The organism is Salinibacterium sp. NSLL17, assembly GCF_015864935.1.
In the GTDB taxonomy this organism is placed as follows: Bacteria; Actinomycetota; Actinomycetes; order Actinomycetales; family Microbacteriaceae; genus Rhodoglobus.
This window is the reverse complement of record NZ_JADYWH010000002.1, coordinates 357,976-379,539: the sequence shown is the minus strand read 5'-3', so window position 1 is coordinate 379,539 and position 21,564 is coordinate 357,976. Positions and strand designations below refer to the sequence as shown.

At 61.1% G+C, this 21,564-nt stretch carries 17 protein-coding genes; 10 read left to right on the top strand and 7 right to left on the bottom strand.

Going from position 1 to position 21,564, the window contains the following annotated elements; all coding sequences use genetic code 11:
* Positions 1-22: 22 nt before the first annotated feature.
* From I6E51_RS11425 to I6E51_RS11405, 5 genes are read left to right on the top strand one after another with little or no spacing between them, the layout of a single operon-like run.
* On the top strand, positions 23-1,201 hold the full coding sequence (locus I6E51_RS11425) for an adenosylhomocysteinase (protein ID WP_197107769.1): 1,179 nt from the start codon (positions 23-25) through the stop codon (positions 1,199-1,201).
* Positions 1,201-1,884, top strand: a complete 684-nt coding sequence (locus tag I6E51_RS11420; protein ID WP_197110382.1) for an IclR family transcriptional regulator — start codon at positions 1,201-1,203, stop codon at positions 1,882-1,884. The genes I6E51_RS11425 and I6E51_RS11420 overlap by 1 nt, the downstream gene beginning before the upstream one ends.
* Before the next feature lie 57 nt (positions 1,885-1,941).
* Positions 1,942-3,063, top strand: coding sequence for an adenosine deaminase (locus I6E51_RS11415; protein WP_197107765.1), 1,122 nt, complete (start codon positions 1,942-1,944; stop codon positions 3,061-3,063).
* Between the two features lie 2 nt (positions 3,064-3,065).
* A complete protein-coding gene (locus I6E51_RS11410; protein WP_197107763.1) occupies positions 3,066-3,515 on the top strand; it encodes a PTS sugar transporter subunit IIA in 450 nt (149 codons plus the stop codon).
* Positions 3,512-3,784: a PTS sugar transporter subunit IIB gene (locus I6E51_RS11405; protein ID WP_197107762.1), complete on the top strand. Its 273-nt coding sequence runs from the start codon at positions 3,512-3,514 to the stop codon at positions 3,782-3,784. The genes I6E51_RS11410 and I6E51_RS11405 overlap by 4 nt, the downstream gene beginning before the upstream one ends.
* Before the next feature lie 59 nt (positions 3,785-3,843).
* Here the strand turns inward: I6E51_RS11405 and I6E51_RS11400 are convergent, their stop codons facing one another.
* Together I6E51_RS11400 and I6E51_RS11395 are read right to left on the bottom strand one after the other, a co-directional pair.
* The gene (locus tag I6E51_RS11400) at positions 3,844-5,511 is read right to left on the bottom strand and encodes a phospho-sugar mutase (RefSeq protein WP_197110381.1); all 1,668 of its coding nucleotides are present in this window, start codon (positions 5,509-5,511) and stop codon (positions 3,844-3,846) included.
* Complete coding sequence (locus tag I6E51_RS11395; RefSeq protein WP_197107758.1) at positions 5,508-6,344, bottom strand: purine-nucleoside phosphorylase; 837 nt, start codon at positions 6,342-6,344, stop codon at positions 5,508-5,510. Before I6E51_RS11395 ends, I6E51_RS11400 begins: the two co-directional genes overlap by 4 nt.
* Positions 6,345-6,508: 164 nt before the next feature.
* On the opposite strand from I6E51_RS11395, the gene I6E51_RS11390 reads away from it, so the two are divergent.
* Positions 6,509-7,948: an NAD(P)H-quinone dehydrogenase gene (locus I6E51_RS11390; RefSeq protein WP_197107756.1), complete on the top strand. Its 1,440-nt coding sequence runs from the start codon at positions 6,509-6,511 to the stop codon at positions 7,946-7,948.
* A 78-nt stretch (positions 7,949-8,026) separates the two neighbouring features.
* On the opposite strand, the gene I6E51_RS11385 is transcribed toward I6E51_RS11390, so the two are convergent.
* Positions 8,027-9,055 (bottom strand): sugar-binding transcriptional regulator, encoded by a 1,029-nt coding sequence (locus I6E51_RS11385; protein ID WP_197110380.1) that lies wholly within the window; start codon positions 9,053-9,055, stop codon positions 8,027-8,029.
* A gap of 149 nt (positions 9,056-9,204) precedes the next feature.
* Between I6E51_RS11385 and I6E51_RS11380 the strand changes: the two genes are divergently transcribed.
* The 3 genes from I6E51_RS11380 to I6E51_RS11370 all read left to right on the top strand — a co-directional run bounded on the left by I6E51_RS11380 (position 9,205) and on the right by I6E51_RS11370 (position 14,505).
* Positions 9,205-10,980: a glycerol-3-phosphate dehydrogenase/oxidase gene (locus tag I6E51_RS11380; RefSeq protein ID WP_197107752.1), complete on the top strand. Its 1,776-nt coding sequence runs from the start codon at positions 9,205-9,207 to the stop codon at positions 10,978-10,980.
* A 69-nt stretch (positions 10,981-11,049) separates the two neighbouring features.
* Positions 11,050-12,567, top strand: coding sequence for a glycerol kinase GlpK (gene glpK, locus I6E51_RS11375; protein ID WP_197107749.1), 1,518 nt, complete (start codon positions 11,050-11,052; stop codon positions 12,565-12,567).
* Positions 12,568-12,654: 87 nt separating this feature from the next.
* A complete protein-coding gene (locus I6E51_RS11370; protein WP_197107740.1) occupies positions 12,655-14,505 on the top strand; it encodes a S9 family peptidase in 1,851 nt (616 codons plus the stop codon).
* A 166-nt stretch (positions 14,506-14,671) separates the two neighbouring features.
* Here I6E51_RS11370 and I6E51_RS11365 read toward each other — a convergent pair whose 3' ends face one another.
* From I6E51_RS11365 to I6E51_RS11350, 4 genes are all read right to left on the bottom strand, one after another.
* Positions 14,672-16,987: a beta-glucosidase gene (locus I6E51_RS11365; RefSeq protein WP_197110379.1), complete on the bottom strand. Its 2,316-nt coding sequence runs from the start codon at positions 16,985-16,987 to the stop codon at positions 14,672-14,674.
* 50 nt (positions 16,988-17,037) lie between these two features.
* On the bottom strand, positions 17,038-17,919 hold the full coding sequence (locus I6E51_RS11360; protein WP_197107737.1) for a carbohydrate ABC transporter permease: 882 nt from the start codon (positions 17,917-17,919) through the stop codon (positions 17,038-17,040).
* A gap of 10 nt (positions 17,920-17,929) precedes the next feature.
* On the bottom strand, positions 17,930-18,901 hold the full coding sequence (locus I6E51_RS11355) for a carbohydrate ABC transporter permease (protein ID WP_197107735.1): 972 nt from the start codon (positions 18,899-18,901) through the stop codon (positions 17,930-17,932).
* Between the two features lie 63 nt (positions 18,902-18,964).
* Positions 18,965-20,233 (bottom strand): ABC transporter substrate-binding protein, encoded by a 1,269-nt coding sequence (locus tag I6E51_RS11350; RefSeq protein ID WP_197107733.1) that lies wholly within the window; start codon positions 20,231-20,233, stop codon positions 18,965-18,967.
* A gap of 164 nt (positions 20,234-20,397) precedes the next feature.
* On the opposite strand from I6E51_RS11350, the gene I6E51_RS11345 reads away from it, so the two are divergent.
* A complete protein-coding gene (locus I6E51_RS11345) occupies positions 20,398-21,453 on the top strand; it encodes a LacI family DNA-binding transcriptional regulator (protein WP_197110378.1) in 1,056 nt (351 codons plus the stop codon).
* Positions 21,454-21,564: the final 111 nt, after the last annotated feature.

Genomic DNA, 21,564 nt, shown 5'->3' with positions numbered 1-21,564 from the left:
TTCATATATGTAGAGTTGAGATATGACAAATGATCTTATTGACGGTGCCGCCGCCCGGTTGCTCTGGGTGAGATCTCGTATGCCGCTGCTCGCCGAAGTGCGAAAGCGGTTCGAGCAAGCGAAGCCCTTCGCCGGGCACCGCATCGGCATGGCGATGCACCTCGAGCCGAAGACAGCGGTGTTGCTCGAGACCCTGAAGGCCGGGGGAGCGGAGATCGTAGCGACCGGCAATCTCGGGTCGACGCAGGATGATGTTGTTGCCTATTTGCGGTCGCAGGGAATGACAATTTTTGGTGCCCGCGATGACTCTGAGTGCGAATATGAGGCACACATTCGAAACGTGGTGGAGTCGAAACCAGACATCATTCTCGACAACGGCGCCGGCATTGTTGCTCGTCTCGTCGAGCTCGGAGAGACCGATCGCATTGTCGGCGGCACCGAAGAAACCACCTCAGGAAGCTACCGTCTGCGCGAGGAACTCGCTACGCACATCCGCTTTCCCATCATCGTTATCGACGACAACCCTCTGACGGTGATCAATGAGAACAAGCATGCGGCAGGTCAGTCAGTTGTTGAGAGCTTTATGCGTGTCACGAACGTCATGGTCTCTGGGCGCCGCTTTGTGGTCGCTGGCTACGGGTGGTGCGGTCGCGGTGTGGCGCACTATCTTCGTGCTTTGGGCGGCAAGGTCGCTGTTGTAGAAGTCGATGAGATCAAGGCCCTTGAGGCAGCACTCGATGGCTATCGAGTGGCAAATGTTTTTGACCTGGCAGGCTGGGGCGAGGTCTTCATCACGGCTACCGGCCATCCGCAGGTTCTAACTACCGACTTCTTCGAGGTTGTCGCAGACGGAGCGATGCTCGTGAACTGCGGTCACTTCGACTGGGAAATCGACGTTCTGGCTCTGCGCGATGCGGCGACGAGCACGACCGTGATCGACGGTGCAATCGAGCGAGTTAACCTCCCGGGAAACCGCCACGTCACCCTGCTCGCGGACGGCCGCATGATCAATCTGGCGGGGCGCGAGCCTCGGGGCAACTCGATCGAATCGATGGATCTCGGATTTCTGCTTCAAGCGCTTTCGCTTGAACGTATCGCGACAGCGGCAGGCACGCTCGAACCAGGTGCGCAACCCGTGCCCGACAGCATCAACCGCGAGGCGGCCCGGCGGATGCTCGCCGCGATGAAAGCGGACCGCTGATGGCGACCACCCCCGAGTACACCGCTCCCGCCCTCGACAAGGGGCTCGACATTCTCGAGCTGCTCGCCGAAACATCGGGAGCCCTCAGCCAGTCGGAAATTGCGGAAGCAACCGGGCGCAGTATTGGCCAGATTTTTCGAGTTCTTTCCACTCTCGAACGCCGCGGCTACGTGTTCCGAGACAAGCAGTCGGGGCTCTACACGCTGGCAATGAAACTCTTGGAACTCGCGCACCGGCATCCGCCACTTCGGGGATTGGTCAGCGTGGCGCAACCCATCATGCAGGTTCTCGCGGAGCAGGTGCGGCAATCGTGCAACCTCGCCGTGCTCGATGGCAGTGAAGTGCGCGTCGTCGCTCAGGTGGAGTCTCCCGCCGACTTCGGTTTTCGAGTGCGCGTCGGGGCAACATTCGATTTGACGACGACGGCGACAGGTTCGGTGCTTTCGGCAACATCGCCATTGACGGCTGACACGGTCGTGCGGGCCGATACTTTGCACCCCGGAATCACCGATGTAGTAGCGCCGATTCTCGGGGCGAGTGGTGCTGTGGTGGCCGCGCTGACGGTGCCATACGTGGCACCAACGTTCAGCGAAGTGGATGTGGACCGCGTTCAAGAATTGGCGTCCGCCGCCGCAAAAGAAATTTCGATTCTCCTCAGCGGGGAAGCATTCACAGGATCGTAACGCCGTTCAGGTTAACCTCAGCGCGCTTTCAGCCAGAGGCACGGTAGATTTAGACGTATGAACGCCGCTGTTGAGAACTTTTTGATGCCCGGAGGTGGCGCGAGCATTACAGCGCTTCCCAAGGTCTCCCTCCACGATCACCTCGATGGAGGGTTGCGGCCTCAGACCATCGTCGAACTTGCCGATGAGGTCGGCTACGCGCTCCCCGAGGACAATTCGGAGGCGCTGAAATCATGGTTTGCGACTCAGGCCGATTCCGGCTCGCTCGTGAATTACCTCGCGACTTTCGACGCCACCATCGCTGTCATGCAGACCACCGAGGGTCTCCAGCGGGTCGCCCGCGAGTTCGTGGAAGACCTTGCTGATGACGGTGTCATTTATGGTGAAATCCGTTGGGCGCCGGAACAGCACCTGCAGAAGGGGCTCGACCTCGATCAGGTTGTCACCGCCGTGCAGGAAGGCTTGGAGCAGGGTGTGGATGCCGTGCGCTCGAGCGGCCGCAGCATCCGGGTGGGGCAGTTGTTGTCTGCCATGCGCCAAGCCGATCGCGGCACCGACATCGCCGAGCTGGCAATCCGTCACCGCGACCGCGGTGTTATCGGTTTCGACATTGCTGGTCCCGAAGCAGGATTCCCGCCGAGCCGCCTCCGTGGTGCGTTCGACTTGCTCGCGCACAACTACATTCCTGCCACCGTGCACGCGGGGGAAGCAGACGGCCTCGACAGCATCCGCAGTGCCCTCTTTGACGGTCGCGCGCTTCGTCTCGGGCACGGCGTTCGCCTGGCTGAAGACATCACGATTGCCAACGAAGACGACGAGAACACGTATGTGACGCTCGGGGACTTGGCCCAGTGGGTCAAGGATCGCGAGATCGCGCTCGAACTGAGCCCGTCATCCAATCTTCAGACCGGTGCCATCGAGCAGTGGGGCGACGAAATCATCGACCACCCCTTCGATCTGCTCTACCAACTCGGATTCCGCGTCACCGTCAACACCGACAACCGGCTGATGAGCGCCACGACTCTCAGTCGTGAACTCGCGTTGCTCACGGAAGCGTTTGGCTACGACCTCACCGACCTTGAGGTCTTCCAGCTCAATGCTGCGGCCGCAGCCTTCTTGCCCCTTGAAGAACGCGAAGAGCTCTCCGAGGCCATCAGCGTCGGTTTTGAGAAAGCGTAGTTATGTCCCTCCCTCCGCTGCCCGAATCAGCGATTGAAATTGATGCTTTTGCGGTTGATTGGCGAGCCGCTGTTCGACTGTCGGGCGAAGCCCTCGTGCGTTCTGGCGCGGCGAAGCCGGGGTATGCCGACGAGATGATCCGCATGATCGAGGATCACGGTCCCTACGTCGTTATTGCGCCCGGTCTTGCTTTGGCTCACGCTCGCCCTGGCCCCCAAGTGATCGCAAACGGGCTCTCGGTTGTCACTCTCAAAGAACCTGTACGGTTCGGTCACGCCCACAACGATCCGGTACGGGTGGTGCTTGGCCTCGCTATTTCTGAGGCGGGCGCACACTTGGCAGCGGTCGCGGCTGTCGCTAACATTTTCAATGACTCCTCGGCGATTAACGAGCTCGCCGCCGCAACGTCCGCTGCCGAGGTCCAACGCATCATGGGAGTGAATCCGTCGTGAAAATCGTGACCATCTGTGGTGCTGGCATCGGCAGTTCCGGTGTGCTCAAGGTCAACGCAGAACGTGCGTTGCGCGCGCTTGATCTCGAAGCCACGGTCGTTGCCGCTGAAGTGAGTACCGTTCGCACGGTCGCCGCGGATGCTCAGATTATTCTCACGACGCAAGAGTTCGTTGAGGCGATTGGCAAGACCAACGCCGATGTCATCGTGATTGTGAACCTCTTTGATACTTCGGAACTTGCCCAAAAACTAGAGGACGCCCTCGGCTAACCGAGGACGCCCTCCCACGTTTCTTCGCTCGCCGCCGTTCGGCAGCAGCGCCTGCGGTGCTAGCTGAGAACCTCGCGCATCCCCGCTTCAAGCTGGCTCGCGACGGCTTCGGCCGCAGCCTGACGCTCAGCGCCCTCGCCTGACATGCTCGAGGCATCCACATAGAACTTGAGTTTGGGCTCTGTGCCACTGGGGCGCACGATGACGCGTGCTCCGCCCTCGAACTGCATGCGAATGATGTTGCTGGGCGCGAAGCCGTCAACACCGTTCTCAAAGTCATCGAAGGATGCCACAGTGAGACCACCGACGGCGGCGGGAGCGTTCGCACGCAAGCGCGTCATCGTCTCGCCAATCTCTGAAATCTTGGCGAAGCGCAGCGATACCTGGCGAGAGGCAAAAGCGCCGAAGCGTGCCGCGAACTCGTCAAGCCTGTCGAGCACGGTCTTGCCATCGGCCTTGAGTTCGGCGGCCATCGAGAGGAAGTCGACTGACGCCGAGATGCCATCCTTGTCGCGAACTTTGGCGGGATCAACGAGGTAGCCGAGAGCTTCTTCGTAGCCGAACACCAGCCCATCGATACGGGAGATCCACTTGAAGCCCGTGAGGGTGTCTGTGTAGTCCAGGTCGTAGCCCGCAGCGATGGCACGCAGTGCCGGAGACGAGACAATGGATGCCGCGAGAACGCCGTGACCGTTGGCGCGTTCTGCCGCGCGCCACCCCAGCAAAATTCCCACTTCGTTTCCGCTCAGCCGACGCCATTCGCCGTCGCGACCGGGTACTGCCACCGCGAGGCGGTCGGCGTCGGGGTCGTGAGCAATGGCGAGATCGGCCCCTACTTCGCGTGCTTTCGCAAAGCTGAGGTCCATGGCACCTGGCTCTTCCGGGTTAGGGAAGGCGACGGTGGGGAACGCGGCGTCGGGGTGGGCTTGTTCTTCGACGAGGGCGGGGGCGGCGAATCCGGCCTTCTCGTAGACGGCCTTGCTGGTTTCCCAACCCACGCCGTGCATAGCCGTGTAGGTGTAAACGACGTCCTTGACAGGGCCGGCAAGGGCCGCCGTGAGGGCAATGTATTCGTCGACAACACCCTCGTCGGTGGTGACGAAATCGGTGGAGCGCGGGAGGTCGGCAATCGACCCCTTCGCAACGAGATCAATAGCGTGGGCGATGTCGGCGTCGGCGGGCGGCACGATTTGTGAACCGTGGTTATCGCCGCCCAGATAGACCTTGTAGCCGTTGTCGATTGCGGGGTTGTGGCTGGCGGTGACCATCACGCCGGCGCTGACGTTAAGGTGGCGCACAGCAAAGGCGAGCACCGGGGTGGGCAACAGTCGCGGCAACAGGATGGCGCGCACACCAGCCCCCGCCATGATGGTGGCGGTGTCTCGAGCGAAAACTTCAGAATTGATGCGGCCGTCGTAGCCGATCACGATGCTCGGGCTGAGCTCATGGGTGAGAAGGTAGGCGGCAAGTCCCGCAGCCGCCTGAGTGACCAACACCCGGTTCATGCGGTTGGGGCCGGCACCCAGCTCGCCGCGCAACCCCGCAGTGCCGAACGCGAGCCGCGAATCAAAGCGGTCATGAAGGCCAGCGATAGCGGTCTCGTCGCCCTGGGCGGCATCCGTAATTAGAGCTTCGAGCTCAGTGTGGGTGACGGCGTCGGGGTCTTGCTCTAGCCACGCGTTGGCCGCAGCGATGAGCTCGGCGGTGGTGAGAATTTCGGTGCTCATAGTGCGGTCACAATCTGGGCGAGAAGGCCACTGATCTGTACTTCAGCATCCTTGCCCGCCTGAATTACTTCTTCGTGGCTGAGGGGAGTGGACTGGATGCCGGCAGCCAGGTTCGTGATGAGTGACATTCCCAGGATTTCCATGCCCGCTTGGCGCGCGGCAATCGCTTCGAGCGCCGTGGACATTCCCACGATGTGGCCACCCATGGTCTTGGCCATCTGGACTTCAGCGGGCGTCTCGTAGTGCGGGCCGCGGAACTGCGTGTACACACCCTCGTCGAGGCTCGGGTCGATCGACTTGGCGATCTCGCGCAGGCGCTTGCTATAGAGGTCGGTGAGGTCGATGAACGTCGCACCTTCGAGCGGCGAGTCTGCCGTGAGGTTGAGGTGATCACTGATCAGCACGGGGGTTCCGGGCTTCCACGTCTCCTTGATGCCGCCGGCGCCGTTGGTGAGGATCATGGTCGTGGCACCGGTGGCGGCAGCAGTGCGCACCGAGTGGACAACACGACGAACGCCGTGGTTCTCGTAGTAGTGGGTGCGTGCGCCAATGACGAGGGCGCGCTTGCCGCTCGGCAACAGGATTGACCGCAGGGTTCCGACATGGCCTTCGAGGGCAGGCTTGGAGAAGCCGGGGATGTCGGAGGCGGCAATCGTTGCCGTCGTTTCACCGATCAGGTCGGCGGCTTTGCCCCACCCACTTCCGAGGGTGAGGGCAATGTCGTGCTTCTCGACTCCGGTCGCGGCTGCGATTGCTGCAGCGGCGTCTTTCGCGACCTCAAACGGGTCTGCGGTGGGGTCGTCGAGGGGGTTTGTGGTTGGCGACTGTGACATGGCATCCACTCTAAACGGTGGTGCCTGCGACTCACCGGTAGATTCGACGCGAATGTGAGCAGGCAGGCGCGCGCGACGCTGGTGATTCGGGCCGCACGCTCCGCTGACGCACACCGGTGAGCGTGCGGTTTGTCGATGGGGCAGAACCGCGAGAGAATTGGCGCATGGCCTATGAGTTCGAGCGCACCCAACGAATTGCAATACTCGGCGGTGGCCCCGGTGGCTACGAAGCAGCCCTGGCGGGCGCGCAACTGGGCGCGGAGGTGACCCTCGTTGAACGCGAAGGTGTCGGCGGATCTGCTGTGCTCACTGATGTGGTGCCGTCGAAGACGCTCATCGCCACTGCGGAAGCAACCAACGCGATTCGGGATGCCGCAGAGCTGGGCGTGCAGTTCTACTCGCGCTCCGATTCCGGTCGTGCCGTTCGCCCCGAAATCACCGTGAACCTTGCTGCCGTGAACGCGCGCCTCATGCGCCTTGCTCAGCAACAGTCCGACGATATGAAGTCGCAACTCATCAAGGCCGGAGTGAAAATCATCCACGGCGAAGGCCGCCTCGATGGTCCGCAGCGCCTGGTCGTGTCGACCGGCAAGGGCAAAGCAGGAACAGACTTCGACGAAGTGGATGCCGACACCGTCATTGTCTCGGTCGGCGCCCGCCCGCGCGTGCTCGACTCCGCACTGCCCGATGGCAAGCGCATCCTCACGTGGACGCAGCTCTACACGCTCACCGAAACTCCCGAACACCTCATCGTGGTCGGTTCCGGTGTTACCGGTGCCGAATTCGCGTCGGCGTACACGGCGCTCGGCGCCAAAGTCACCCTGATCTCCTCGCGCGACCGCGTGCTGCCCGGTGAAGACGAAGACGCTGCCCGCGTGATTGAAGACGTGTTCAAGCGCAACGGCATGACCGTGCTCTCCAAGTCGCGGGCCGAATCCGTCACCACCACCAAGGATGGTGTGATTGCTACGCTCAGCGACGGACGAACGGTCGAAGGCAGCCACTGCCTCATGGCCGTTGGCTCGCTGCCGAATACCGAAGGTCTTGGACTCGAAGAGGCTGGCGTGCAACTGACCGAGTCTGGTCACATCCGAGTCAACCGTGTTGCCCGCACCTCAATGCCGTCGATCTACGCGGCCGGCGACTGCTCTGATTTCTTCCCGCTCGCCTCAGTGGCGTCGATGCAGGGCCGCACCGCCGTATTCCACGCGATGGGCGACGGCGTGACGCCGATCGAACTGCGCAACGTGGCATCCAACATCTTTACTCAGCCTGAAATCGCCACGGTTGGCTGGTCACAAAAGCAGATCGAAGAAGGGCTCGTTCAGGGAACGATCTACAAGCTGCCGCTGGCATCGAACCCGCGCGCCAAGATGATGGGCATCAAGGATGGCTTCGTGAAGCTCTTCGCTCGCACCGGTTCTGGCACGGTGATTGGCGGAGTCATCGTTGCCCCCAATGCCTCCGAGCTAATCATCTCGATCGCGCTCGCCGTAGAGCACCGTCTTACCGTCGACCAAATGGCTCGCGCGTTCTCTGTTTACCCCTCGCTGACGGGCAGCATTACGGATGCCGCCCGCGCCATGCACGTCGTCGACAAGTAACAACTACGGCTGCAGCGACCACAGCAGTAGCGACCACAGCAGCAACAATCCCCGCAGTGGCAGCCCGGCCGGCGACGGTTAGGCCGGCGCCTGCCCGGGCGTACTCTGCTCGTTTTGGAACGCGAGTTCTGTGTCGGATGCTGCGTCGTCCTTGAGCGCGAGAACGTGTTCGACAAGTTTCGTTGCGGTTTGTTCATCGATCACCAGGTCGGTAATAACGCCAGCGCGCAGGGCGGCGAGCAGCGGTACAACCTTGTTATCGCCCGCCACACCGCAGATGCGGCGGGGGATAGAGCGCAATTCGGCCGGGGTGGGACCGGTTGCACGTGCGTTCATAGAGAGGTCTTCATAGGTGCCGTCTTCGCGCAAGAAAATGGTGCAGACATCGCCAACGATGCCTTCGCTGTCGAGGGTGGCGATGTCTCCGGCTTCGAGGTAGCCGGCGGAGTAGACATGGCTGGGCACTTCTCCCGCAATGGCGCCGATTGAGAAGAGCGCGATGTCGGCACGGCGCTGATATTCGAGCACGCGCACAATTGACCGCTCCGACCACATTGCGTTGCGCGTTTCTGCGTAATCGAAGAACGCAGGCACGGGGAAAAGGTGCACTTGAGCGTCGAAAGCATCGCCGAAGTTGGCGATCAGGTTGCCCGCATATTCGACTCCCGAGGTGCGCACATTGGCAGCGCCGTTGAGTTGGACCACTGCACTTCCGCGGGTGGGTTTTTTGCCCAAATACTTGGAGATTGCGGCCAAAGTGGTACCCCACGCGACGCCCATGATCATGTCGGAATCGAACCAGCTGGTCACCATTCTGGCGGTAGCGCGCGCGACCTGGTCGAGTCGCTCTGCCTCATCCGCGAGGTCTGCAACCGGCACAACGTGAGTCTCGACGCCGAAGCAGCCCTCGATCTTTTTGGCGAGGCCGGGACCACGCGTCGGGGTGGGGCGCAGGGTGATCTCAACGAGGCCACTTTCGCGGGCGTCGCGAAGCAGGCGAGAGACGCTTGAACGGGACATGTGCAGGTGGTTGGCGATGGTGTCCATCTTGATGTCTTGCAAGTAATACATCGATGATGCCGACAGCATTGCCTCTTCGCGTTCCATAATGCCCATCCTTGCACGTTCGTGCAGATGTGCTGCTCAGTTTGTCATTTGGTATGGCTACCGTAATACGCTGCTCAATGTGAATCATCTCAGAGGATTCACAGCCGCCCCTCGCGGTGCCACCACCACACGATAGAAGAGCACTTTTCATGGCTGAACAGTCCCTCACCCAAGCAACCCGCGACAGCGCCATCCAGCGCCTCGTTGATAGCGCTCAGCCGGGTCGCGAGCTTGACGTGCTCGTTATCGGTGGTGGAATCACCGGAGCCGGAATCGCTCTGGATGCCGCAACACGTGGACTCGACACCGTCGTTGTCGAAGCCCAAGACTGGGCCGCGGGTTCCTCCAGCCGCGCCAGCAAGCTCATCCACGGTGGACTGCGCTACCTGCAGATGCTCGACTTCAAGCTCGTGCACGAAGCACTCACCGAGCGCGATCTGCTGCTGAACAATGTGGCACCGCACCTCGTGCGTCCGCTGCCCTTCCTTTACCCGCTGCGCCACCACGTGTGGGAGCGCGCTTTCGTCGGCGCCGGTATCGCCCTCTACGACTTCCTCGCGTCCGTCACGGTCAAGAACTCTCGCGGCAAGCGCAGCGTGCCGTGGCACCGCCACCTGTCGCGCAAACAACTCGCGGCTCGATTCCCCGGCCTCGCTCACGACGCTGCCGTTGGTGCGATCGAATACTGGGACGCCAACGTCGATGATGCCCGCTACGTTGTCAGCGTCATCCGCACCGCTTCGGCCCACGGCGCAGCAGCAGCTAGCCGCACCCAGGTCATCGAAATCACTCACAACGATGAGGGTGCCGTCAACGGCGCCGTCATGGTCGACCTCGAAACGGGAAAGACCTTCCCGGTACGGGCCAAGGCCGTCATCAACTCCACTGGCGTCTGGACTGGCGAGACCCAAGAGCTCGCCCACGAAAGCGGCGGACTCAAGGTTCTGGCCTCCAAGGGCATCCACATTGTTGTTCCTCGTGAACGCATCAAGGGTGAAGCTGGGCTGATCTTGCAGACGTCCAAGAGCGTGCTCTTCGTTATCCCGTGGTCGCGTTACTGGGTCATCGGCACCACGGACACCCCGTGGAAAGAAAACCTGCTCAACCCCGCAGCAACCGCCGATGACATTGACTACGTCATTGCCGAAGCGAACGCCGTTCTCGCCGACCCCATCGACCGCACCGACGTGATCGGCACCTGGGCGGGTCTTCGCCCCCTGCTGCAGCCCGGCACGATGGAGGGCACCAACTCTGCCAAGGTGTCGCGCGAGCACACCGTGGCGTCGCCCATCCCCGGCCTCACAGTGATTGCCGGCGGAAAGTTCACCACCTACCGCGTCATGGCCAAGGATGCCGTCGACTTTGCCATCGGCAAAGAGGCTGCCAAAGCTAACCCTTCGACCACCGCTCGTGTTGCGCTTCTCGGTGCTGACGGTCTCGAAGAGGCCCGCGCTAGTGCCGCCGGCCTCAGCGCCACGTACGGCTGGAGCGATCAGATGATCGACCACCTCCTGCACCGCTATGGCGCAAACATCAGCGAAATCGCTGCAATGGCGGATGCTGACGCAACGATGGGCAAGCCGCTCACGCACGCTTCCGCGTACCTTCGTGCCGAAATTGCTTACGCCATCACGCATGAAGGCGCTTTGCACCTCGAAGACCTCATGACGCGACGCACTCGGATGAACTACGAGTACCTCAACGAGGGAATGGCCGCCGTTCCTGAGGTCGCTGAAATCGCAGCGAGCTTGCTCGGCTGGGACGAGCAGACCACCGCTCACGAGGTTGCCGTGTACCACCAGATGGCGGATGCCGTGGCTGCTGCCGCGCTCACCCGCGATGACGAAGCCGCATCCACCGTGCGCGAAGCAGCACCGCAAATCGTGCCGCTCGTTACCCCGCCCGCAGCACTCGAATCGAAGTAACCGAACTACTGAAACCGGGCACGAAACTGCCCTACAGAAGTACAGACGATCAATGGAGATACGCCAAAAATGACACAGTACATCTTGTCAATTGACCAAGGAACGACGAGCTCGCGCTCGATCATCTTTGATCATGACGCGCGTATCGTCTCGAACGGGCAGCTCGAACACGAACAGATATTTCCGCGCGCCGGCTGGGTCGAACATGACCCGATGGAAATCTGGGACAACGTTCGAGAGACAGTAGGCCTTTCGCTGTCGCGTGCGAACCTCACGTACCAGGACATCGCCGCCGTCGGCATTACCAACCAGCGTGAAACCACGGTGGTGTGGAACAAGCTCACGGGCAAGCCGGTCACGAACGCAATCGTCTGGCAAGACACTCGCACTCAGCACATCGTGAACGAGCTCGCGGGCGCCGAGGGACTCGAAAAGTACAAAGCCATCACTGGCCTTCCGCTCGCACCGTACTTCGCCGGACCCAAGGTCACCTGGATTCTCCGCTACATCGACGGTGCTCAAGAAGCGGCCGACCGCGGTGAACTGCTCTTTGGAACCATTGACACGTGGCTGCTCTGGAACCTCACCGGCGGTATCGACGGGGGAGTGCACGCGACCGACGTGACCAACGCATCCCGCACCATGCTGATGGACCTCGACACTCTGCAGTGGCGTGAAGATATTGCCGCCGATATGGGCATCCCGATGTCGATGCTGCCCGAGATTCGTTCATCGAGCGAGATCTTTGGCCATTGCCGCGACCACGGTTCGCTGCCGGGAGTGCCGATTGCGGGCATCCTCGGAGACCAGCAGGCTGCCACCTTCGGTCAGGCGTGCTTCAGCGAAGGCATGGCCAAGAACACCTACGGCACCGGCAACTTCTTGCTGCTCAACACCGGCAACAAGCGCGTGCACAGCAATAACGGCCTCATCACTACGGTTTGCTACAAGATCGGTGACGCCGCTCCCGTCTATGCCCTCGAGGGCTCGATCGCGGTGACCGGATCGCTCGTTCAGTGGCTGCGCGACAACCTCGGCATGTTTGCCGATGCGCCTGACATCGAACGCCTCGCTCTCGAAGTTGAGGACAACGGCGGCGCCTACTTCGTGCCTGCCTTCTCTGGACTCTTCGCCCCCTACTGGCGACCGGATGCTCGGGGAGCCCTTCTCGGACTCACTCGTTACGTCACCAAGAACCACATCGCTCGCGCCGCGCTCGAAGCCACCGCGTACCAAACGCGCGAGGTTATGGACGCCATGAACGCGGATGCCGGAGTCGACCTCGCTGAGTTGCGGGTCGATGGCGGCATGGTGGCAAACGAACTTCTCATGCAGTTTCAGGCTGACCAGTTGGGCGTGGATGTCATCCGCCCCCGCATCACCGAAACGACCGCTCTCGGCGCAGCATTCGCCGCCGGAATCGCGATCGGTTTTTGGGACAGCGAGCACGATGTGCTGGCGACCTGGAACGAAGACAAGAGGTGGACGCCGCAAATGGCCCGCCTCGAGAGAGATCAGCTTTACCGCAACTGGAAAAAAGCGGTAACCAAGACCATGGGCTGGGTTGATGAGGACGTGGAGACCTAATCTGCCTGCCAAAACCCATGACGGACGTGCTGTCAGTCACGTTCATAATCACACAGCAATCGATACCCACGAAGGGGTAGGGAATCAATGAAAACCTCGTTAGTTAAGAGGAACAGCTTTTGGCTCGTTCTCTCGCTAGTAATGATGTTGGTCGCGTCAATTGGTGCGTCCATCGTGCAAACCGGTGCAGGCTCAATCAGCGTTAAGGACATGCGCTGGGAGACCTCATCGGGTCAGATGATGAGCGCTCTGCTCTTCAAGCCTGACACCGCGACCGTCGACAACAAGGTTCCGGCCATCGTGGTCAGCCACGGTTGGTGGAACAACCGCGAAATGCAAGACGCCAACTATGTTGAGCTTGCGCGCCGTGGCTACGTTGTTGTCTCGATCGACATGTTTGGTCACGGCAACTCGTCACCGTTGACGACCGACGTCACCCTCGGTGGCACCGGAATGTACGACGCTGTGAAGCTCGTCGCCGACTTCCCCTACGTCGACACCGACAAGATTGGTGTCAGCGGTCACTCAAACGGTGCTCGTGCAGCCAACTTCTCGATGTTCATCGACAATGCTGCCGACGAACAGCTCATCTCTGCTGTTCTGCTGGTTGACAACGACGCTGTGTACACGGATGCCGAAGCTGAGAACGCGTACTTCAACCTTTACGGTGCCCGCGATGTCGGAATCGTCGCTGACCAGTACGACGAGTTCTTCTTCCGCAGCTACAGCCCCGAGGGCGAAGTTCTCACGCCGCCGCGCGACTACATCGGAACCCCGAACGCACAGTCATTCCTCCACTTCGGTGCAAACCCGGAAGAAGTTTCCTCTGACGTTCGCGGCGCGAGCGAGTTCTACACCGACTCCGTCGATGGCGAGCAGGCTCTGCGCGTTGTCTACACGCCGGCAGAAAACCACCCCTGGGGAACCATCTCCAAGACGACAGTCGGCAGCCAGATCGAGTTCTTCCAAGAAGCATTCGGTGCTCCCAACGAGATCGCATCCGGTTCGCAGGTGTGGCAGGTCAAGGAGACCTTCACACTCTTCGGTCTGATCGGCTTCGGAATCTTCCTGCTCGCCTTCACGCGTGCAATGCTCTCGACCCGTGCCTTCGCAGGTCTGCGCACTCCAGCAGCAGCAGTGGTACCCGCTACCCGCAAGGGCCTCGCCTGGTTCTGGGGCGGACTGGTTGTTTCGGCAATCATCTCCGGTTGGAGCTGGTTGATCCTCGCTAACACCCCGTGGGTGGGCGCGATTGCGTTCAACGCTGTTCAGTTCTTCATGCCTCAAGGCGCCGTGTTCTTCGTCGCCTTCTGGGCCGCAGTCAACGCGATCGCCGCGATCATCATCATGACGATCTCGTACCTCGTCTTCGGACGCAAGAATGGTCTCGACCTTCGCGCATCCGGCGTACTGCCTGGCTGGAAGAAGTTCTTCCATGGAATCGGTCTCGCACTGGTCGTCGTTGTTTCGGCATACGCGATCGTCTTCGTGCTCGACTACTTCTTCAAGACGGACTTCCGCTGGTGGGTTATCGCAGTCAAGGCCTTCACTCCTGACAAGGTCGGCATCGCCTTGATGTACCTGCCGCTGTTCGCGATCTACTTTGTCGCTAACTCGGTTGCGGTCAACGCCTTCAACCGCTTCTCCATCCGCGGCAAGGAATGGATCAACACGGCACTGCTGGCGCTCTTCAACGCTCTGGCACCCATCGTTCTCGTCATCGCTCAGTACACCAACTTCTTCACCACGGGGTACACGATCGACGGCTTCGGCGGAATCTTCAGCATCTGGCTCTACCCGGTTATCGTCATTTTGGCCGTGACCGCAGTCATCTCGCGCAAGATCTACCGTGAGACGAACAACCCGTACATCGCCGGCTTCATCAACGCGGCAATCGTTACCCTCATCTCGGTATCGAACACGCTCACCGCAGCGTAAGTACACCCTCTCCGATCATCTGATCGGCTCCAGCAGCGCCCCGGTCACCATCTTGACCGGGGCGCTGTTGTGTGCGGAGCCCGCGTGCCCATGGGACAAGTACGGGCGGTGCGGCATCCGCTATTTCGGCGGGCGATGCTCTGTCGCCCGCCGAAAGCCAAGCCGCCTACGCGACGACGGTGATGTCCACGTTTCGACTGTCGTCCGCGGTCACGGGGTGAACGGGCCCGGTGATCGTGACCGTTCCGAGCGGCGCCGCTTCGGTCTCGCAGTCGCTGCCGAGCCACAGCCGCACGTCACCCGGTTCGACGATGCGCGTCATACTGCGATCGCTGAACGCGATGCGGGTGGTCGGGATGCTCATCGAGAGTGTTCGCGACTCTCCCGGCTGAAGCGTTACTCGAGTAAAGGCGACCAACTGACGCATGGGCCGGGTGACAGAGCCCACGACATCGTTCGCGTACACCTGAACGACTTCGTCGCCTTCGATGTCGCCCGTGTTCGTCACCGTGAATCGGATGTCGAACCTGCCATCGGCAGCGATCGTCTCGGAAGCGACGCCCGCATCCGAATATCGGAAACTCGTGTAGCTGAGGCCGAAACCGAACGGGAACGCCGGGGCCGTCGTGAGGTTCGACACTTCGCTCGGTTCGCCGAGGCGCGGGTGAAGGTAGGAGTACGGTTGCGATCCCGCTGAGCTCGGCACCGAAACGGCGAGTCGACCCGAAGGGTTGATCCGACCGGCAATCGCACCGCTGATCGCCGCGGCACCTTCTTCACCAGGGAAGAACGCTTGAACGATGGCCGCGCCGCGAGCAGCAGCCCAATCGATCGCATAGGGGCGGCCGGAAATCACGACGAGCACAACCGGCGTTCCCGTGTCGAGCACGGCCTCGACGAGCTGACGCTGCACACCGGGCAACTCAAGAGAGTCACGGTCACAGCCTTCCCCTACGGTGCCACGGCCAAAGAGACCTGCATGATCACCGACCGCAATCACAGCGACCCCTGCGGCGGCAGCGAGTTCGACAGCCTCGGCAATATTTGAGGTGTCATCGTCATCCACGGCACAGCCCTGCGCGAAGCCGAGCACTGAACTGAAATCGTGGTGGAGGCTCTCGAAAAGGGTCTCAACCTCGAAGCCCATGTCGACATCCGGATGACGCTCGAGCACGTGATTGGTGAAGGAGTAGCAGCCGAACATGGCCGCGGTGCGGTGGGCGTTAGGGCCCAGGGCGGCGATACGAGCATCCGGAGCCAACGGCAGAATGCCACCGTCGCTCAGCAGGGTGACCGACTTCTCGGCGATGGCCGCGGCGATTGCGCGGTGGTGCGGCGGGTCGAGATCGATCTCTTCGGTATCGGCATTTACCGAGAACGCGGCCGACTCGGGATCAAGCAACCCGAGTTGCTGCTTCTGCACGAGCACCCGGCGCAGCGCCCGATCGACGAGCGCGGGGTCGACGTCACCGTTGCGAACCTTCTCGGCGAGCGGAGCCAAGTAGGCCTTGCCCGTAGGCAACTCGATATCGACGCCCGCGGTCAACGCTTGAGCGGCCGCGTCGCCGAGGTCGCTGGCAACTTGGTGCAGCGTTTCAAGAAATGCGACGCCAAAATAGTCGGCGACGACGGTTCCTTCAAAGCCCCAGCGGTCGCGCAAGAGGTCAGTCAAGAGAGTGGCGTCGGATGCCACGGGCACGCCGTCAATTTCGGCGTACGAGTGCATGACCGAGCCCACGCCCGCATCCAGCACGGCCATCTCAAAGGGCACAAGCAGCACGTCGGCGACTTCGCGCGGCCCCGCATGGACCGGAGCTAAGTTGCGCCCCGCCCGCGAATTTGAGTACCCGACAAAGTGCTTGAGGGTGGCGATGACGCCGGTTGATTGCAAGCCGCGCACGTAGGCGGAACCGAGCTCTCCGACAACGAAAGGGTCTTCGGCGATGCACTCTTCAACGCGTCCCCACCGGACGTCGCGAATCACATCGAGCACAGGAGCGAGCCCCTGATGGACCCCGAGCTTCGCCATGCTCTCGCCGATCGCGTGTCCCATCTCCTCGATGAGGGCGGGGTCAAAGGTCGCGCCCCACGCCAGAGGTGTGGGGAAGGTGGTCGCTTGCCAAGCGGCTAGACCGGTCAGGCACTCTTCATGCGCGATCGCGGGGATGCCGAGCCGAGTGTTGTCTCGCAACCACCGTTGGGTGCGGCCCAACGCGGAGCGACCAGCGGCGGGGCTGACTGGTACCGTGCCAAACACTCGCGTGAGGTGACCGAGCCCGTTCTTCGAGAACTCGTTGAAGTCGTGAGCGCCGTCGTCTTGGGCGCTCTGCATCGGTGCCACGCTCTGGCCGTCGGCGCCCGCGCCCACCCAAATGCCGACGAGTTGTGCGAGCTTCTCTTCGAGGCTCATCTGGGCGATCAGCTGTTCGACCTGATCATTCACTTCGGAAAGGTCGGGGTGTGCAGTGGTGGAGAGAGTCATGGTTTCTTTCTGGGGTGGAAGCGAACTGGTGTTGGCGGCAGGCAAAGGGATTACCCCTTGAATGCACCATCCATGACGCCCGCAACCATCTTGCGGCCGACGAAAATGAAGAGGATCAGTAGCGGAATTGTCGCGAGGAACGATCCAGACATGGCGAGGCCGTAGTCGACGAAGTACTGCCGCTGCAGCGCCTTGATGGCCAATTGCACCGTGTAGTTTTCGGGCGATTGGATCACGATGAGCGGCCAGAGGAAGTCGTTCCAGGCGGTGACAAACGCGAGAAGGCCCAGCACGAAGGCAGCGGACCGCACAAGCGGGAATGCAATGCGCCAATAGATTTGCCAGGTGCTGCAGCCGTCGATTCGTGCTGCCTGCATGAGCTCGTTGTTGAGAACGGTCGAGAGGTGCTGACGCATCCAAAAGATACCGAACGCGCTCGCCATGCCGGGCACAATAAGCGCTTGCAGCGAATCGATCCAGTCGAGGTTCGACATGATCATGTAGAGCGGGATTACCGCGAGCTGCGTGGGAACCATCATCGTGATGAGCACCACGATGAAGAGCGGATCCCTGCCCCGAAACTGCAACTTCGCGAACGCGAAGCCGGCGAGAGTGGACAGGATCATCTGAGCAATCGCGATGCTCCCCGCCACGATGAACGAGTTCGCCAAGCTCTGCACAAACGGAACCGTCGTGAAGACCTGCTCGGCAAGCGCGAAGAAGTTTCCGCCGGGAAGAATGGTTGGGGGTGTTTGCGAGACCGCTGCTGAATCATTCGTCGAGACGACGAACATCCAATAAAGAGGGAAGGCGCTCAAGAAGACGGCGGCGATGAGGAAGGCATAGGTCCACCAACGCACACGGCCGGCGAAGGCGCGTTTGCGGAGGCGACCAACAACAGTCGTGACTGGGGTGGTTGCGGAAGTGGTCATGATGGCGTCCTTATTCGTCTGAGGTGATGCGACGAGAGAGCAGATAGTTGATGACGGAGAACACGACGATCAAGGCGAAGAGGGTCACTCCGACGGCGGAGCCGTAGCCGAACTTGAAATCACCGAATCCTTGCTCGTACATGAACAGGCTGAGGGTCTGGAACTGGCGACCGGCACCGCCCGTGAGCCCAGGGGAAGAGAGCAGCAGGGGTTCCGTGAAGATCTGAAGACCGCCGATGGTCGACACGATCACCGTGAAGATGATGACCGGTCGAAGCGAGGGGATCGTGACGAAGATGAACTGCTTGAATCCGCCGGCGCCGTCGATAGCGGCCGCCTCGTAAATGTCTTTCGGAATGGCCTGAAGTGCTGCGAGATAGATCAGCGTGTTGTAGCCGAACCAGCGCCACAGCACCATCGTGGAGACCATGATGTGGCTTGCAAACGTGTTCGCCGCGAAGTCAATCGACTCGATCCCGAAGAGGTTGAGGAAGCTATTGATGAGGCCGTAGTCGCGACCGAAGAGCGACGCGAAGACGATAGTCGTCGCCACCACCGAGGTGATGTACGGAACGAGCATCGTCATCCGAAAGAGGTTCGCGAACTTCAAACGCGCATTGTTGAGCAACTGGGCCAGAAAGAGCGCGAGCAGCAGCTGCGGCACCGTCGAGAGAATCCAGATGCTGAAGGTATTGCGCATCGCATTCCAGAAGCGTTCATCTCCGTAAAGAGTGACGAAGTTCTCAAAGCCGATGAACGTTTGACCGCCGATCGGGTTCCAGTCGAAAAGTGCGACATAGAACGTGAAGACGGTGGGGAACAGACCGAACACCGCGAACAGTGCGAAGAACGGAGCGATGTACATATAGGGAGCAAAGGCATCCATGCGCGACGCCGACTTGATGCGGCGTCGAGGTGGGGGAGCGGCACTCTTTGCGAGCTGACGAGCAGGGGCTGAACGGGGCGGGGCAGACAAAACCATGGCGAACTCCTTGACGGGGGATGGGAGGGGTGGGCTCACGAGCGTGAGCCCACCCCGAGAGCGCTAGCCGCCGAGGGCAGTCTTGACGTTCTTCATTGCGTTAGGCCACGCATCCGCCGCGGGTTCTTCACCGTTCTCGACCTGCGAGAGCGTATTCAAGATCGCGGTGTCGATGATGCGCTGTTGCGGACCTTCGAAGATCGGTTTGATGGATTCCACGCTGTTGGCATAGATCGGTCCGACCGGGGCATCGCTAAAGAACTCACTCGTGAAGTTCTGGATGTCTGCAGTTTCATAGAGTTCCGGAGTCGACGGGAAGTTGCCGTGGGCCTGGAAGATCTCGAGCTGGCGCTCGGGAGACATGAGCCACTCGATGAAGGCGAACGCCTCTTCAGGGTGATCAGATTTCGCCGGGATGGTGAGTTGGCTACCGCCCCAGTTGCCGGCGTTCTCGGGAACTGCTGCGATGTCCCATTTTCCGGCTGTGTCGGGCGCTTGCTGAGAAATGTAGGTCATCATCCATGACGGAGCGGCAAGTACGGCAAAGTCGCCGTTGTTCATGCCGGCGTTCCACGCTTCACTCCAGGATGGTGTGCGTGATGTGATGTCGGCGTCGATGGCGTCGAGGGCGTAACCGAACGCTTCTTGCACGTCGGGGTTGCTGTCGTAGACGAGGTCATCGTCGCTTGAGCCGTAGTACATTTCGTCGCCTTGGCGCACGGCGGGGTTGAAGATCGCGCTATTGACATTGTCGATCATGCCCTTGCCGGTGGCTTCGCGATACTGGGTGCCGACGTCGATGAAGTCATCCCAGGTGGGCCAGAGAGCACTCACTTCATCGCGGTCCGTGGGGAGCCCTGCAGCCTCGAACAGGTCGGTGCGGTAGGCCATAGCGAGTCCGCCTACATCGGTAGGGATGCCGACAACGGAACCGTCGGCGGCGACGCCTTGAGACCAGCGCCAATCGAGATAAGTGCCTTCGATGTCGTCGGCACCGAGGGTGCGCAGGTCAACAAAGTTTTGCGGCTGAGCTTTGAACTGAGACATGTAGCCGACTTCGATCGCCGCTACATCGGGACCCTTGCCGCCGGCGAGGGCGGTCGTGAGCGCTTGAGCTTGTTCGTCAGATCCGCCAGCATTGGTGACCTTGAGGATGATGTCGGGATTTTCCTCTTGGTAGACCGCGAATGCTTCGTCGAGGCCCATGCCGCCAAAGGTCCAGACGTCGAGGGTGATCTTTCCGTCGGTGTCACCTCCGCCCGAGCATCCGGCAAGAAGCGCAAGAGCTGCGCCTCCCGCGATCACTGTTCTGGCAATTTTTTTCGCTGACATTGCGTCCTCCACGTTGAGGTGTGATTGGGGAATTAAGGGGGCATTCATTTCAGAAGAGACGTTCGAGGTTTAGTCGAGGAAGCGCTTCCTTGATGAAGTAATGCCACCGTATAGGCTTATGTCGGCAAAGACAACAAAAAGATTGCGCTTCCCTAAGATTCGCAATGATCACCGGTGCGCATTCCACGAATTGCGACGAGGCAGGGGATGATGTGCAGATGGTTACCCTCGACGACGTCGCGCGTGAAGCCGGTGTGTCGCGCACCACGGCCTCTCGCGCGATCAACGGCAAGCTCACCGTGCACCCCGAGCGCAGCGCTGCTGTGCAGCGCGCAGCCGAAAAACTAGGCTTTCGCCCCAACCCTGCAGCTCGCTCGTTGGCCCGCGGCCGTCATGACTCGGTCGCGCTCATCGTGTCGGAAACGAACATCGAGGGCATGACGAACTCGTTCTTCGCGATGGCCCTGCACGGAGCCATCCGGGAGATCGCCAAGACCGATCAGCAACTCGTGATGCTGCTGCGCGCCAACGATGAGAGCGATGAGAAGTTTCTGCGCTTCCTCGAAGCAAGCCACGTCGACGGCGCCATGGTTATTCTCGAAGCGCACAACACCGAGCTTCCTCGCTTGCTCGCGCAGTCAGATCTTCCCGTCGTGTTTCTGGGACGCCCCACTGAATCGGTCGACGCTTCGCTGTCGTATATTGACTCCGACAACGTCGGCGGCAGCACGCTCGCTGCGGAGGCACTGATCGCTGCCGGTCGACGCCGCATTGGCGTCATCACTGGTCCTCACGGAATGGGCGTCTCTCAAGACCGTCTTCGAGGTTTTCAGCAGGCCCTCGACGCCCATGGTCTCGATAGTTCCCTTGTCGCCGAGTCAGACTTTCAAACGGCCGGAGGCGCGGAGGCCATGGGGCTCCTGCTCGACCAGCACCCCGATCTGGACGGCGTATTCGTGATGTCCGATCTTATGGCGGCTGGGGCAGTGGGAACGCTCAAGGCGCGAGGGCGTCGCGTGCCCGAAGACGTTGCGCTCGTCTCCTTCGACGACACCGTGATTGCGACAACCCTTGAACCTCGGCTCACGACGGTACGTCAGCCGCTGGAAGAACTCGGCGCTCGAATGGTGACCGCGCTCGCCGAACTCATTGCTGCTCCGGCGGCGGGGCCGATCAGGGACACCCTGCCCACCTCTCTCGTGCGGCGCGACTCGGTCTAACGCGCCGCGATGGCGAGCCCCGCATCCGCCCGACCGCCATCTGGCGGGGTCAGTCGCCACGATCGCGGAATAGCGGATGCCCGGCTACGGTTTTGCCTACAGACGCGATCG

Bases quoted from the DNA above. Each gene is read 5' to 3' on its own strand.
- I6E51_RS11425 (WP_197107769.1), top strand. From the start codon at position 23: ATGACAAATGATCTTATTGACGGTGCCGCCGCCCGGTTGCTCTGGGTG.
- I6E51_RS11420 (WP_197110382.1), top strand. From the start codon at position 1,201: ATGGCGACCACCCCCGAGTACACCGCTCCCGCCCTCGACAAGGGGCTC.
- I6E51_RS11415 (WP_197107765.1), top strand. From the start codon at position 1,942: ATGAACGCCGCTGTTGAGAACTTTTTGATGCCCGGAGGTGGCGCGAGC.
- I6E51_RS11410 (WP_197107763.1), top strand. From the start codon at position 3,066: ATGTCCCTCCCTCCGCTGCCCGAATCAGCGATTGAAATTGATGCTTTT.
- I6E51_RS11400 (WP_197110381.1), bottom strand. From the start codon at position 5,511: ATGAGCACCGAAATTCTCACCACCGCCGAGCTCATCGCTGCGGCCAAC.
- I6E51_RS11395 (WP_197107758.1), bottom strand. From the start codon at position 6,344: ATGTCACAGTCGCCAACCACAAACCCCCTCGACGACCCCACCGCAGAC.
- I6E51_RS11390 (WP_197107756.1), top strand. From the start codon at position 6,509: ATGGCCTATGAGTTCGAGCGCACCCAACGAATTGCAATACTCGGCGGT.
- I6E51_RS11385 (WP_197110380.1), bottom strand. From the start codon at position 9,055: ATGGAACGCGAAGAGGCAATGCTGTCGGCATCATCGATGTATTACTTG.
- I6E51_RS11380 (WP_197107752.1), top strand. From the start codon at position 9,205: ATGGCTGAACAGTCCCTCACCCAAGCAACCCGCGACAGCGCCATCCAG.
- glpK (WP_197107749.1), top strand. From the start codon at position 11,050: ATGACACAGTACATCTTGTCAATTGACCAAGGAACGACGAGCTCGCGC.
- I6E51_RS11370 (WP_197107740.1), top strand. From the start codon at position 12,655: ATGAAAACCTCGTTAGTTAAGAGGAACAGCTTTTGGCTCGTTCTCTCG.
- I6E51_RS11365 (WP_197110379.1), bottom strand. From the start codon at position 16,987: ATGACTCTCTCCACCACTGCACACCCCGACCTTTCCGAAGTGAATGAT.
- I6E51_RS11360 (WP_197107737.1), bottom strand. From the start codon at position 17,919: ATGACCACTTCCGCAACCACCCCAGTCACGACTGTTGTTGGTCGCCTC.
- I6E51_RS11355 (WP_197107735.1), bottom strand. From the start codon at position 18,901: ATGGTTTTGTCTGCCCCGCCCCGTTCAGCCCCTGCTCGTCAGCTCGCA.
- I6E51_RS11350 (WP_197107733.1), bottom strand. From the start codon at position 20,233: ATGTCAGCGAAAAAAATTGCCAGAACAGTGATCGCGGGAGGCGCAGCT.
- I6E51_RS11345 (WP_197110378.1), top strand. From the start codon at position 20,398: ATGATCACCGGTGCGCATTCCACGAATTGCGACGAGGCAGGGGATGAT.